This window comes from Ruminococcus sp. RTP21484sp1_RTP21277st1_D2_RTP21277_210401 (genome assembly GCF_040924225.1).
GTDB lineage: Bacteria > Bacillota > Clostridia > Lachnospirales > Lachnospiraceae > Blautia_A > Blautia_A faecis.
The window spans coordinates 117,702-133,099 of sequence record NZ_JBCOMJ010000001.1 but is presented as its reverse complement, the minus strand read 5'-3'; the positions used below and the strand labels follow the sequence as shown (position 1 = coordinate 133,099).

Sequence of the window (15,398 nt, the reverse complement as noted above, 5' to 3'; positions counted from 1 at the left end):
ACACCCCATTATCCTGTAAAAGGCAAAAATGATTATCCTATCAGCAACAGAGAGTAATACCGCAGCGTAGCTCTGTTGCTGTTCTTTTTTTGTCATTTCTGCCCCGGTCGCACAGGATTCTGACTCAGATAAAATGAGGCGTAAATAAGCAACGTGATATCGGAAAAAGCTGTAAAAATCCACGTGGATTTTTACAGCTTTCTGTATAGAATAGAAGTAGACGAAACATCACTGCGTGAGTTTGCTGCGAAACTACAAAGGCATGGGTAACACTGCGAAACGTTGATATTTCCTGGTGTTGCAGGGTGTGTGGGATGCTTTGGATGATGTTGCGAAAGTGACATTGCGATAGTGTTGCTGTGTAAGATGATACTGTTATATGGGACGCGATAGAAGTTGGATTGTCAGGATTAGCACTGCGGAATGTGCTGTGGAATTGCGCTGCAGTGCCGGAGGGTTTTGCAGTGTGGCTTTGCTGTGGGATGTGAGGATAGTGAGGATACTGGATTTTGCCCTTTGAGGATAATGTGGTGTGCCCCGGAACATTTCAAAAGCTCGCAAAGCCTAGTAAAATGGGCATTTGCGAGCTTGTTTTTTGCCTTGTGGTACTATTTTGGTACTAAAGTGAGCTGTGTATGAATAGTTTCATTTACGCCTGAGGCCATGTTATTTTCCACTCAAAATATTCATTTGGAGTGTTTGGAGAATGCCGGCAGAGTGCAGCAGGAATCCAAAGAATATCAGCAGGGACAAGTGGGAAAAGGAAATGTCAATGAAAGAGATAATTCTCAGGGATGCCAAGATGTGTGCATATGCAGCCGGGAATGTGGAGCATTTTAAATATCTGATGAAACGGCTTGGATATGTATTCAAGAAAGACGCATGGATGGAAGTGCAGGCACCGGGATTTCGATATTATCATAAACTGGCAAAGCTAGACGAAATGTTTTCAGAGGAGACGTTAAGGCATCATGTGGATATGCCCTGGATGGCAAAGCCTTACTTTTATTCGTCGGATATCAGAGGATTGCACAGGGCGAAGCTGTCACCATTCCAGAAGAAGTTTTATGCAAAGCTATACAGGTTAAGGATTGTAGAGCAGAAGCGCTTTGTAGTCGGCGGAGCAAAGTATACAGAGGATTTGAAGAGGTTTCATCGGTTGCAGGACGAATATCTGCTACTTGTAAAGAATGACATCAAAAGTGTTGTGGATCTTGTGGATTTCATAAGTGAGCAGGAAGAAAAGATTCAGCAGATTGAGGACAGGCAGAAGGAAATATACAGAGAAAGCTCTAGTCGGAAACGCAGTATAAAGAATGAAGAGCAGTACTGAGAATATCAGATATGGCATGTGGAAGTGCAGGAAGAACTGGATGAGCTGAAGCAGGAGAAAAGAGAGATTAAGAGGAAGTTGCAGCTTGCTGATGGCATTGTGAAAGAAGATTTGTATACAGCTTATTATGCGGTGTCGGAGAATGAGGAGATTGTTGGAGATAAGGAGATTGAGATACCGGGGATGGAACAGCATGAGGATGTGGTTGAGGTTAAGAAAAAGGGAACTACTGATATTGATGATGTTGATACGAAAATATGTCGGAAGGAAGATGCTTCTGTTGCGGACCAATATAGTGATATTGAAAAAGAACAGGCAGACTTATATGTTGTGGAATCTCGTGAAATGGATGATGGTGATTCGGAACAGATTTATGCAGGTGAGAGAAAGAGTATAGAGGATGAGGTGGCTGTTACTCAAGGAGCGTCGGATAAGGCTCAACGGATTGCTGAAAGGTTATCTGCATGTGGGGCATATGAAGAAATTAATGCCGCTGTTAAGGCGGATATATTTGTGCTTGATATTGCAGATGTAAGTGGAAGCATAAGGCTGTTTTCAGATGTTATGAAGAGGCTGGGGATAAGAATGGCTGGAGATGAGATTTATGAGGAGTTTCAGAAAATTTATGATGAGAGCGTTGGCAGGGATGTAGGGAAGGAAAAGGTAGAAGATAAGGTATGGAATAGGGGCAGAGGGAGATGATTCCTCTACTTCTTGCAAAGTACAAAAAAATATTCCTGAGGTTTGAAAAAATAGACTATATATGATATGCTTAAAGAGGTGTAAAAGCCCTATATTGTTAAGAACATATAAACAAAATTGAGGTGTGGTATGACAATTTCGTATAATAATCTTTGGAAAATTTTGATTGATAAGGAAATGAATAAAGGTGCCTTATGTAGCAAGGCAAAGATTAGTAAGGGAACAATGGCAAAAATGACGAATAACGAGCCAGTCACATTGACAGTTATAGAAAAAATATGTGAAGTGCTTCAATGTGATATCGGTGATGTTGTTCAGATTGTAGATATAGAAAAACAGGAGAAAAATAATGGATAACAGAAGTATAAAGAAGTTAGAAGCTGATTTATGGGAATCAGCAGATTTACTAAGAGCAGGTTCTAAACTGACATCAAACCAGTATTGTATGCCGGTGCTGGGATTACTCTTTTTAAGATATGCGTATAGTCGATTTAAATTGGTGGAAGCAGAGATATTAAAGGATAGACCAATGCGTAATGGCAGAAAAATGCCTGTAGAAGCCAAGGATTTTTCTGCTAAAAGTGCACTGTTTTTGCCAAGAGAAGCACAGTATGATTATCTTGTGAATCTTCCTGAAAATATAGCATCAGCTGATTTGAAAAATATTGCTGGACAGGCAATGAATAGTCTGGGTGAGGTAGTAAACAATGCTATGGAACTTGTAGAACAGCAAAGTGAACAGTTAGCAGGTGTATTGCCGAAAAGTTATACGGATTTTTCCGATGAACTGCTGGGAGAGCTGCTTCGCATATTCAATAACAACGCACTTGATGAAGTTGGTGGAGATGTAATAGGTAGGATTTATGAGTATTTCCTTAATAAATTTGCAAAAAATATAGCTTCGGATGACGGAGTATTCTTTACGCCAAAATCTTTGGTAAAAATGATAGTTAATATATTAGAGCCGACATCAGGAGTGCTTCTAGATCCAGCATGTGGTTCTGGTGGAATGTTTGTACAGACAGGCGACTTTGTAAATGAAGCTGGTTTGCAAGCAAATAGTAGTATGACATTTTATGGACAGGAGAAAGTGGAATATAATGCGCAGCTTTGTCTTATGAATATGGCAGTTCATGGACTTACAGGGGTAATAAAATCTGGTGATGAAGCGAATACATTTTATCATGATGCTCATAACCTTGAAGGCTGCTGTGACTATGTAATGGCAAATCCACCATTCAATGTGGACAAGGTAAAGGCAGAATCAACATCCAATGCGGGAAGACTTCCGTTTGGATGCCCGAAAGAAAACAAGTATAAAGAAATTGGAAACGCAAATTATCTATGGATTTCGTACTTTTATGCTTATCTTAACGAAAAGGGCAGAGCTGGATTTGTAATGGCTTCATCTGCAACAGATAGTCAGGGAAGCGATAAGGATATAAGAGAAAAACTTGTTAAAACAGGTCATGTAGATGTGATGATAAGTGTAGGCAACAATTTCTTCTATACAAAGAGCCTTCCATGTTCATTATGGTTTTTTGATAAAGGCAAAAAGAAAGAATTGAAGAATAAAGTTCTCTTTATTGATGCGAGAAACTATTATACAGTGGTTGATCGTACGCTGAATGAATGGTCAGAGTGGCAGCTTAAAAATCTGAATGCTATTGTTTGGTTATATCGTGGAGAAAACGAAAAATATACAGCATTGTTTTATGAATATAAAAATGCACTTGGAAGTGACAAATTATTTGATGAACAGGTTCATGATTTGACTGAAAGATTAAAGGAACTTCGTGCAGAAGCCAAAACAGCAGTTGAGGCAGCAGATAAGCGAGAAAAGAAAAAATTCCAGACTGAATACGATGATAGAATTTCTGAACTTGCAGAAAGACTTACAATAGCAAAAGAAGCTAATTGGTTATATGAAAAGTTTGGAGAAGGAGAGTATCACGATATCCTTGGATTATGTAAAGTCGCATATACAACAAATGACGCCCAATATGATGATAAAGATGGAATCAGCATTGAAGAAAAGGGGTGGTCTCTCACTCCGGGTGCCTATGTTGGTGTAGCACCTGTGGAAGATGATGGTGTGGATTTTGAAGAGCGAATGACAGAAATACATCGAGAACTTTTAGCATTGCAGGCAGAATCAAATAATTTGATGAATACTATCTCACAGAATATGAAGGAGATGTTAGGTGATGGTATTGAATGATATATGTGAATTTATAGTAGATTGTCCTCATTCAACAGCACCTAATGAAGGAGAAGGATATCCTATAATAAGAACACCAAATGTTGGAAGAGGACGATTGATTTTAGATGGAGTTCAGCGGGTATCTAAAGCTACATATGATAAAAGAAATATAAGGGCTGTTCCGCAAAAAGATGACATTATTTTTGCTAGAGAAGCACCGGCAGGAAATGCAGCAATAATACGTGCAGGACAAGAAGTATGTTTGGGGCAAAGAACTGTATTGATTCGACCAGATAAGAAAAAAGTGTGCCCTCAATTTTTGGCGTACTATATATTAGCACCAAAGCAACAGTATGAATTGTTAGGAACAGCAAATGGGGCAACAGTAGCGCATGTGAATATTCCAATAATAAGAAATATGCCAGTGAATCTTCCTAAAATTGAAATACAAGAAAGAATTGCTGAAATATTATCTTCATACGATGATTTGATTGAGAACAACAAAAAACAAATTAAATTATTGGAAGAAGCAGCAGAACGTCTGTACAGAGAATGGTTTGTAGATTTACACTTTCCGAGATATGAGAATACAGAGATAATTGACGGGGTGCCAGAAGGTTGGAAACGAAAAAGATTGGTAGATATTGCAGATATTCAATATGGTTATGCCTTTGATGGTTCAAAGTTTAATGATATGAAAAAAGGTATACCAATTGTTCGAATAAGAAATATTCCAGCAGGAATCACTTCGGACTATACGACAGAAGAAACAGAAGAAAAATATTTAATAGGTAATGGCGATATTATAGTTGGAATGGATGGGGAATTTCATATTAATTCTTGGTCTGGTGATAATGCATACTTAGTGCAACGTACATGCTGTTTTCGCCCTAAGAAAAAAGAAATGCAAGGGTGGTTATTATGGGCAATTCGTAAACCAATAAAATATTATGAGAAGACAATAGTAGGTGCTACAGTATCACATTTAGGAAAGAAACATATAGATGCTATTGATTTGTTAGTTGGACCAGATGAACTATATGTTCCATTTCAGAATTATTTTGATAAAAGGCAGAGTTTGTTGAATCAAAATGTTTTACTTTTAGAAGCTCGTGACCGATTATTACCAAGATTGATGAGTGGAGAAGTGGAGGTATAAATAATGAATGATTTTGAACATAAAGATTACTTCAACGCTAGATTTTGTTATCGTGCTGATGAACAAAAGGTGACTGCTATCTTGGATTCTTATGTTCAAAATCAGATAGAGTTAGCTGATATTAATAGAGTGATTGAACTTTATCATACAAAATTATTTTTTGAGAAAGTTACAGACATTCCGGATTGGTCAGAAGAAAAATATCAGAGATATAAAGCGAAAACATTGAATTTAAATACTGTAGTTTATGAGAGATTTAAACAGATAACAGAAGAAAATGTGGTTGATACTTTTAATAATTGTTATGTGGGATATTGGGATGATTTTATAAATTTCTTTTATAAGTTTAATATCTACAAGTGTATTTCTAAGAATAGAATATGTGATGTGCTAAAAGGACTGCGTTGGAATACTTATAATATACTACAGGATAAGTCATTTGTAGAGTACTTTGATGAAGAGATAACTATATTGCTAGAGGAACAACAATATGGGTTGCAATTTGTAGTTTCTTATTATTTAGAAGAACATGATAAAAAAATACAGGTATATATTCCAAGACATTTTACTATTGAGAAAAGGGTAAAACTTATCGAAGATTATCTTAAAAGTGATGATATTAACCCGAATTTTATGAAACTTATTTTAAATGCTAAATATACAAAAGAGTTACCGATTACTCCGAAAATGAAAAAAATGGCGGACAAGAGGAATAACGAATTTTGGGAGAATAATAAATCGGCGATTTTTCATAACTATGGTTTTGGTGTTACTTTTGGTCCATTTGAAAATGTTAAGAATATCCAAATTGAAAATAGTAAATGGATTCTAGAGTATGACACAGGATGGGTAAAGGATAATACTGATTACCCAACATTGCTAAACAACTTCATATATTTATTCGAATACATAGATAGTCAAGCAAGACTCACATGCGTTTCAAGTCATGGAGAAAGACATCCTCTTACGGAGATTTTTGAAGTTAGAGGTGTTGGAATGTACAAAAAGGATGTAGCATTTGATATGTTAGAATCTTTATCTGATATCCAAATGAGGGGTTATGTTGAACAATTGATTAAACTTGATATCAACATTGAAGACATTATAAAGTGGTTTTTTGAGACCTATTTATTACAGGAATTTGATATTAAAGATTATACATGTAATATGCCAAACCCAGCTGATAGCATACTTAGTAAATGTAAAACTCTTGCATCAGGTATAGATGGAGTACTAAGTAAGTATAAAATGTTGTGCGATGATGGAGAAATTGATCTTGAGCTTTTTAAATATATAACAGATTCACCAAGAATAAAAGATATCCCAAGTCGAATAAAAAATAAATATTGTTATGTTATAAATAGTGAACTTATTAAAGAGATGAATATGTTTTTTTCATCGCAGAGCATGCTTGGGTATACCGAAAAAACAAAATCAAAATATGACTCTCTTATTAAGCTTATATCAAATGAAGATATAAAATTGTCAGAATGTGAACCATATAACATAGCATCACTAAATTGGTTAATCGAAAAAGGGTCAATATATATTGAAGATAATGTTATTAATTATAACAAGGAAAGAGTATTTATTTTACATGAGTTTTACGAAAAAGAAGTTATTTCATTACAACATATAAAATCACCATTATTAAAACAATTGATTAAAAATGGTGATATTTATGTAGATGATAAACTGTTGTCGAAACCTGAATATAAATATTTTGATTATATATTGAATAATTCTGAGTTTAGTGATGGAAAAGCTATTAGAAATCGCTATATCCATGATTCTATTGTGCCAGATAACAATATAATGATAGCGGATTATTATACGTTATTAAAGATAATGATTTTGTTGATTATTAAAATAAATGATGATTGTTGTATTTATGATGAGATAAAGGAAGGAGGAGATTATTATGAGCTATGATTATTCTGAAAATATATTAGTACAGGAAAGTGCTGGTCACCTTCTTGAAGATGAATTTGGTTGGCGTGTAGAACTTGCCTATAACACAGAAGTTCTGGGTGAAACTGGCACATTTGGCAGGAAATCATATAAGAAAATCCTTCTTGTGAAATATCTCAAGGAGGCACTTTTAAAACTCAATCCATGGCTTACTCCAGCATTACTTGAAGATGCTATAAAAACATTTGAAAGTCATATGTCATCAGCTTCTCTTATGCAGATAAATGAGGAAAAGTATAGACACATAAGAGATGGTATTCCAGTGAAAGTGAAAAAGCCGAATGGTCAGAGTGAGGAAAAGAAGGCAATTGTAATTGATTTTACAAATACAGAGAATAATGATTTCCTTGCTATTAAGGAAATGAAAATACATGGAGATCTTTATCGGAGACGCACAGATATTGTGGGGTTTGTAAATGGAATACCTCTTCTTTTTATAGAATTGAAGAAGAACTCTGTAGATGTGCAGAATGCATACACAGATAACTATACAGACTATCTTGATACAATACCGCATCTGTTTTATTATAATGCATTTCTTATCTTGTCCAATGGAACAGAGGCTAAAGTGGGAACATTAGGTAGCAAATATGAATTTTTTCATGAGTGGAAAAGATTGTCTGAGCAGGAAGAAGGTAATGTTGCACTTGAAACGATGCTTAGAGGTATATGCAAAAAGGATAACTTTCTTGATTTGTTGGAAAATTTCATATTATTTGACCATTCAGATGGAAAAACAGTAAAGATTCTAGCACGAAATCACCAGTATTTGGGTGTAAATGAGGCTGTTAAGGCGTATGAAGCACGCAAATTGAATAATGGAAAACTTGGTGTGTTCTGGCATACACAAGGTTCTGGTAAAAGTTATTCTATGGTATTTTTATCACAGAAAATTAGGCGAAAATTTGCAGGTTCTCCAACGATTGTGATTTTGACAGACAGGGATGAGTTAAATACACAGATTAGCGATACTTTTGAAAATTGTGGATTACTTGGAAAAACAAAGGCTGCAAAGTATATTGCTACGAGTGGTGATGACCTTATAACAAAATTGCAAGGAAATCCTAGCTTTATATTTACTTTGATTCAGAAATTTAATAAGAAAGATGTACAGTCAATTATACCAGATCATGACATTATTATAATGTCCGATGAAGCACATAGGAGTCAGTATGGAATATTTGCAGATAATATGATGAATTTGCTGCCTACAGCCGCACGTATTGGTTTTACTGGAACGCCATTATTATCGAATGACAATATTACAGAGAGAACATTTGGTGGATATATCTCTATCTATGATTTTAAGAGAGCAGTTGAGGATAAAGCAACAGTTCCGTTGTATTATGAGAATCGTGGAGAGAAGATTTTGGATTTAGATAATCCGGATATTACGGATGAGATATTGGATGCGATTGAGGCAGCAGATTTAGATCCAGACCAGACAGAAAAGCTGGAGCATGAATTTAAGAAAGAAATTCATATTATGACAGCACCGCAAAGACTTCAGTCAGTAGCAAAAGATTTTGTTTCGCATTATTCGGATTTGTGGACAAGCGGTAAGGCTATGTTCGTGTGTCTGAATAAAGTGACTTGTGTTCGTATGTATAACCTTGTGCAGGATTATTGGAAAGAAGAAATTAAACGATTAGAAGGCATAAAATCAAAAGTATCACAGCAGGAAGCACAGGAACTGGAACGCAAGATTAAATGGATGAAAGAAACTGAAATGGCAGTTGTTATTTCTCAGGAGCAGAATGAGATTCAGACATTTAAAAAATGGAATCTTGATATAAAACCACATCGTGAGAAGATGGAGAAAAGAGAACTCGATAAGGAGTTTAAGGATAAAGATAATCCACTTCGTGTAGTGTTTGTATGTGCTATGTGGCTTACAGGATTTGATGTAAAGTGCTTATCATGCTTATATCTTGATAAGCCATTGAAAGCACATACTCTCATGCAGACAATAGCAAGAGCTAATCGTGTGGCAGAGGGCAAGAGTAACGGACTTATTATTGACTATATTGGCATAGTAAAGGCACTTCGTAAAGCACTTGCAGATTATACAGCAAATGTTGGAGGAAGAGAGACTGATCCAACAATAGATAAGGAAGAACTTATAGAGCACGTGCTGGGAACTATATCAGCAGCTATAGAATTTTTATGTAGCAGAAATTTTGAGTTGGAAGATTTGATTAAGGCAAAAGACTTTTCAAAATTAGCATTACTACAGACAGCAGCAAATGCTGTTTCTGATAGCCGAGAATCACGCAAGCAGTTTACGACATATGCAAATGAAATCAACCGAATGATGAAGTATCTCGATAGAGATGATATATCAGATGTGGATAGAGATAGAAAAGATGCACTCATAGCAATAGCTGATGAACTAAAGAAAAAGAAGAGGCATGTTGACAATGTCGATTTGATGGTTCAGATTAATGGGATTCTGGGTGAATATATAATGATTGAACAGGAATCTAATAATAACGACATAGCCAAGCGTTTCGATATTAGTAGAATAGATTTTGATTTGCTTCGAAGAGAGTTTGCAAAGACAAAGAAAAAGAATCTGCTTATTACGGATTTGGATGAACTAATTCAAACAAGATTAGACAGCATGCTCAAAGAAAATCCAAGTCGTGTGGATTATTATGAAAGATATCAGACAATCATTGATGAATATAATAATGAGCAGGACAGAGCAATCATTGAAAAAACATTTATGGACTTGATGAATCTGGCTAATTCCATGAATCAGGAAGAAAAGCGTTATGTCAGAGAAGGCTTTACAAGTGATGAGGAACTGTCATTGTATGATATGCTTTTCAATGAAAATCTTTCAAAAGAAGATATCAATAAAATAAAGAAAGTTGCGGTAGACTTGCTGGAAAAGATAAAAGCAAAGATATCTGAACTTGACCATTGGACAGAGAAACAGGAAACAAGGGATGACATAGAAACATATATAGGAGCAATTCTCTGGGAAGAGTTACCAGAGAGTTATTCTGATAATGAAATATTTGCATACAGACAGAAAATTTATGAGTATGTGTTTATGAGGTATAAAGAGGTGGCGTAAAATTGTCGGTGATTATACATATGACGCTACCGATGCTAGTAAAGAACTATTTGATAATTACGATAATTTAAGCTCTGCCATTAAGGAAGAAATACCATTCAATCAGATATGAATATTGAGCAAGGAAGAATAGAGAAAGTGAAGAGAAAACTATGAACAAGAAGTGCCAGGTATTTACGCCTGAAAATTATGTAATAGAATTACTAGATAGTGTGGGTTATACCCATAATTTATATGGAAAAAAAATACTAGAGAATTCCTGTGGCGATGGCAACATCCTGGTTGCGGTAGTTCAAAGGTATATTGATGATTGTAAGGAAAATGGTTTGTCTAGAACAAGAATAAAGAATGGATTAGCAAAAGACATATATGGAATCGAGATTGATGAAGAACAGTATAAAAAGTGTATTGATAATTTAGATAAAGTATTAAAACGTAACGATATTGACAAAGTTGATTGGAAAGTGATAAATGCAGATTATTTGAAGTGGAATACTACTATTAAATTTCAATATATTGTTGGAAATCCTCCTTATATTACATACAGTGAATTGAAAGAGGAGGAACAGCTGTTTGTAAAGAGTAATTTCTCTACATGTGTCAAAGGAAAATTTGATTATTGCTATGCATTTATAGAGAAAAGTATTAATTCATTAGCAGATAACGGGAAAATGTCTTATCTTATTCCAAGTAGTATTTATAAGACTGTATTTGGACATAATCTGAGGATTTTTATGAGTCCGTACATTGCCAAAATAAAGGATTACAAACAAGTTAAAATATTTGATAAGGCATTAGTTAAGTCATCCATTATGGTGTTAGACAAACAACGTCAGCAGGAGCTTTTGCATTATCAGGACATGAGTATGGAAAATGCGATAGATATACCTATTGCTCAACTAGATGAAAAGTGGTTTTTTGCAGATGAGAATGAAGTGGGACAACATCGATTTGGGGATTATTTTAAGGTGTCACATGTTGTGGCAACACTTCTAAATAAAGCATATGTTCTGTCAGACGGGGCATATACCGAAGTGGATAATGGCTATGTTTGTGGTAATCATACTATTGAAAGAGAAGTAGTAAGAAATACTGAAACACCTCGAACGCTTAGATATATTAAACATGAAAAAATTATTTTTCCGTATACATATGACGAAAATGAGTTAGTACATTATGATGATGGTGAGTTTGAACGATTATTTCCTGGGGCTACGGCGTATCTTAATGAGTTTCGTGATGATTTAGATAAAAGGCAAAGTGATAATAATGCAAAATGGTATGAGTATGGTCGCTCACAAGCCCTGAGTGGCTTGAATAGACAAAAACTTCTGATTTCAACAGTTGTGACAAATGATGTAGACGTATATGAATTAGAGCAGGAATGTATACCATATGCGGGAATGTATATCGTGCAAAAGGAAGATAATAATGAATATACATTGACAGATGCAATGAGAATACTTAGAAGCGACGAATTTAAAGAGTATGTTTTTAAAATTGGAATACCTATAAGTGGCAAATCGGTGAGAATAACATCGAAGGATATTGAGAATTATATGTTTTAGGAGGTGGCTTGAGTGGAAGAATTAAAATATGTTATAGAAGATAGTACGATAGCGGAATTGTTAGGTGTACAGAATTTTTCTACAGATGAGGCTGCAATACTTGAATTAGTTAAGAATGCATATGATGCTAATGCCTTGAATTTAAAAATTACATTTCAGAATGACACACTTCGATTTGAAGATAATGGCATTGGCATGAATGCAGACGATATAAAAAAACATTGGATGCATATAGGTAAAAGTAGCAAAGAATATGAAATAATAGATGAAAATAATAAAAAAAGAATTCAAGCTGGTTCGAAAGGTGTTGGAAGATTTGCATTATCGAGACTAGGGTATAGAGTACGTTTGAAATCAAAAAAAATAGATTCTGTTGGTGTAATTTGGAAAACAGATTGGAATACATCTGTTTTAGATGAGAACTATGACATTCACACTAAAGGAACAGATATAGAAATAATAGGATTAAGGGAAAAGTGGAATAAAAAACGCATAGAAAATTTAAATAAGTACTTAGAAAGAACTTATCATGATACATCTATGGAGATAAGAATCATTTCAGATAATTATGATGAAATTGTAGTTGAACATTTTCCTAAAGCAGAAGTCGGAATCAATTGTAGAAGTAATATTGTTTTAAAGTATAACCAAGGAATCTTAGTGACATCAGTAGAGTCAGATGAGTTCGAAAATGAGGCTTTAAAATATTGTTCAGGGATTGATATAAAAAAATATGAAACGAAAACGGATATTGTTAATGAGTTGAAAGGAAACAAAATTACGGAGCTTTTAGATGCTGATATACAAACAGTGGTTAATGATATTGGCGAATTTTCAGCAAATTTATACTTTAATATTTCCACATCAAAAGATGAAAAAGAGAAATTTTTATACAAGTATTTAAACACACCTAAAAATATTGAAAGTGGAATAATATTATATAGGAATGCATTTAGTATATCTTCATATGAAGGAAGGAAAGATTGGTTAGGACTTGGAAAAAGATCTAGAAAATCCCCTGCGGCAGCTTCTCATCCAACGGGTGCATGGCGTGTGAGAGAAAATCAGATGGCAGGTTATGTCATGATAGATAAAAAGAAGAATGCTGTGCTTCAGGATATGGCTAACCGCCAAGGCTTAGATGAAAATATTTATTATCAGTTATTTGTTGAAATAATATTAGTAGGCATTAAAGAATTTGAAAGGTATAGACAAAATATTGTTAGAAAAATAAATGCTAAGAATCAGATAGATGGGCAAAAAGCAACACCTATTTCTGATCGAGTATTAAACCGACCGACATCTGTTAGTGGTTTAACAAAGGAAGAAGCAAAGCAATTAGCAACAGAAATCAAAAGTTATAAAAAGGAGGGAAAACAATATCAGAAAGATAAAGAAGCGGTAGAGGCTAGATATAAATATGATGTAAGAATTTTAAATGTATTAGCAACAACGGGATTAAAAGCTTCATCCATTGCACATGAAATGAAAAATGATAGAAATGCCATATATGATAATTACAATAATATAGTAGATGCATTAAAAGAATATGGTATGTGGGATGAATTGAATTCTTCTGAAAAAACGAGAAAATCTTATAAAAATGTACCTTATTTGTTGGAAAGTAATGATGTTGTTGGAAGAAAATTGGTGACATTCATGGACACTATGTTGGAAGAAATAGAAAAAAAACAGTTTGAGATTAGGTACCAGAGTATAGCAGATATCTTAACTGTTATAAAAAAAGTGTGGGAAAGAGATTACGCATGGCTTAGTATTGAAATTATAATGGATGAAGATATTGTTTATCAGATTTCAGAAGATATATTGCAGGTTATTTTTGATAATCTGATTTTAAATAGTGTGCAGCAAAATGAAAATACGCAAAAACTAATGATCACCATATTTATAAATGAGGCTAATGGATTTTTAAATATTAAATATTGTGATAATGGAAAAGGACTTGATGATAAGTATAAAACGGATCCGATGAAAATATTAGAGGTACATGAAACTACAAGAACTAACGGGCATGGTCTCGGAATGTGGATTGTAAATAATACATGTACAATGTCAGGGGGAGAAATACAGAAAATAGGTGGGGAAAAGGGATTTGAAATAGAATTCACTATAGGAGGAAAAATATAATGGAAAACTTAAAAATTATATATATAGATGATTATCCGGAGACTTCATTATCCAAATATTTGGATAAATATAAGAATTCGAGTTGTAATGTTGAATCTTTAGATATTAAATTCAATCCAGATGCAGGATACGAGAGTTTGATTAATAATCCGGATGTTAAATCAGCAAATATAATTTTTATAGACTCAAAATTATTTGAAAATAGAACAGCAATAGCAGGAAAGTTTACAGGAGAAGAATTTAAAATTATTCTAAAAAAATATTTTCCGTTTATAGAGGTGATTGTTATTACGCAAAATGAAATCGCCCCAGATTATGAAACAATTTCTAAATATGATCCTAAATGCGGAAAGACGCCAGTGGAATATTATGATGAAAAGCTTCCCCTAATATTGGACCAATGTATTAGAAATATTTTTGAAGTTAGAAAAATTACCTCAGAATTGCAAAAGAATACTAGCTGGGAAAAAGTTATGGTCGAAAAAATAGTGAATTCAGTTAATGGTCAAGGAAAATTTGATGAATTTACTAAGAATGATATTGATGATGTGATAAAAATGTTTCAAGAGTTGCAGACAAAAGTAGAGGGATAGGAATATGGACTACAGAAGAACAAAGTATTGTCCAGAATTAATTGATGTGTCACAAAAAAAGAAAGAAGTAGAAAAATTAGTTGAAATAGAGCACCCTAATGCAAAAGATATGCATAGATATATTAGTGATAATTCTCAGAAATTTAAGTTGGAATTTATTAAAGCATATAATGGGAAATGTGCATATTGTGGAGCTTCAATTGATTTGATAAAAAAGACTGAATTTGAAATAGATCATTTTTTATATGAAAAAGCTCCTATATTTGCTACAAAAAAAGATGCAGGTTATATGGAAAATTTAATCTTATCATGTCATGACTGTAATCATAATAAAAATTCATTTTGGATTGAAAAGGAAGAAATGGATACATTGAATCCGGATGGAGAAAAAATTAAGAATGTATTTATAAGAGATGACAAATATTATATTCGGATAAATGATGAGTTTAAAGAAAATACAACTATAGAAGGGTTTTATAATAAGCTTTGTTTGGGATCTGAATTACATAGGCTGGATTATTTAATAATGAATATAATTGGATTGCAGAGGTATTGTGAAGACAATAGTGATTTATATGTCGGACTTGGAAAAATATTGGATATAATAAGGGAAAAGAGAAATATTATGTAAAATAA

General features: G+C 33.9%; 11 protein-coding genes. All 11 read left to right on the top strand.

Annotation, left to right across the window (positions count from 1 at the left end; translation table 11 throughout):
- Positions 1–772 precede the first annotated feature (772 nt).
- The 11 genes from AB5706_RS00630 to AB5706_RS00580 all read left to right on the top strand — a co-directional run bounded on the left by AB5706_RS00630 (position 773) and on the right by AB5706_RS00580 (position 15,393).
- The gene (locus tag AB5706_RS00630; protein ID WP_233455979.1) at positions 773–1,333 is read left to right on the top strand and encodes a hypothetical protein; all 561 of its coding nucleotides are present in this window, start codon (positions 773–775) and stop codon (positions 1,331–1,333) included.
- 18 nt (positions 1,334–1,351) lie between these two features.
- On the top strand, positions 1,352–2,035 hold the full coding sequence (locus AB5706_RS00625) for a hypothetical protein (protein WP_233455980.1): 684 nt from the start codon (positions 1,352–1,354) through the stop codon (positions 2,033–2,035).
- 129 nt (positions 2,036–2,164) lie between these two features.
- Positions 2,165–2,392 carry a helix-turn-helix domain-containing protein gene (locus AB5706_RS00620; RefSeq protein ID WP_173770946.1) on the top strand — a complete coding sequence of 76 codons (228 nt, stop codon included), beginning with the start codon at positions 2,165–2,167 and terminating at the stop codon, positions 2,390–2,392.
- Positions 2,385–4,256, top strand: a complete 1,872-nt coding sequence (locus AB5706_RS00615) for a class I SAM-dependent DNA methyltransferase (protein WP_173770945.1) — start codon at positions 2,385–2,387, stop codon at positions 4,254–4,256. The genes AB5706_RS00620 and AB5706_RS00615 overlap by 8 nt, the downstream gene beginning before the upstream one ends.
- Complete coding sequence (locus AB5706_RS00610) at positions 4,243–5,397, top strand: restriction endonuclease subunit S (protein WP_173770944.1); 1,155 nt, start codon at positions 4,243–4,245, stop codon at positions 5,395–5,397. The genes AB5706_RS00615 and AB5706_RS00610 overlap by 14 nt, the downstream gene beginning before the upstream one ends.
- A gap of 3 nt (positions 5,398–5,400) precedes the next feature.
- Positions 5,401–7,329 carry a hypothetical protein gene (locus AB5706_RS00605; RefSeq protein WP_173770943.1) on the top strand — a complete coding sequence of 643 codons (1,929 nt, stop codon included), beginning with the start codon at positions 5,401–5,403 and terminating at the stop codon, positions 7,327–7,329.
- On the top strand, positions 7,319–10,453 hold the full coding sequence (locus AB5706_RS00600; protein ID WP_173770942.1) for a type I restriction endonuclease subunit R: 3,135 nt from the start codon (positions 7,319–7,321) through the stop codon (positions 10,451–10,453). Before AB5706_RS00605 ends, AB5706_RS00600 begins: the two co-directional genes overlap by 11 nt.
- 152 nt (positions 10,454–10,605) lie before the next feature.
- Positions 10,606–12,021: an Eco57I restriction-modification methylase domain-containing protein gene (locus AB5706_RS00595; protein ID WP_173770941.1), complete on the top strand. Its 1,416-nt coding sequence runs from the start codon at positions 10,606–10,608 to the stop codon at positions 12,019–12,021.
- 12 nt (positions 12,022–12,033) lie between these two features.
- Positions 12,034–14,169 carry a sensor histidine kinase gene (locus AB5706_RS00590; protein ID WP_173770940.1) on the top strand — a complete coding sequence of 712 codons (2,136 nt, stop codon included), beginning with the start codon at positions 12,034–12,036 and terminating at the stop codon, positions 14,167–14,169.
- Positions 14,169–14,762 carry a hypothetical protein gene (locus AB5706_RS00585; protein WP_173770939.1) on the top strand — a complete coding sequence of 198 codons (594 nt, stop codon included), beginning with the start codon at positions 14,169–14,171 and terminating at the stop codon, positions 14,760–14,762. The genes AB5706_RS00590 and AB5706_RS00585 overlap by 1 nt, the downstream gene beginning before the upstream one ends.
- A 4-nt stretch (positions 14,763–14,766) precedes the next feature.
- The gene (locus AB5706_RS00580; RefSeq protein ID WP_173770938.1) at positions 14,767–15,393 is read left to right on the top strand and encodes an HNH endonuclease; all 627 of its coding nucleotides are present in this window, start codon (positions 14,767–14,769) and stop codon (positions 15,391–15,393) included.
- Positions 15,394–15,398: the final 5 nt, after the last annotated feature.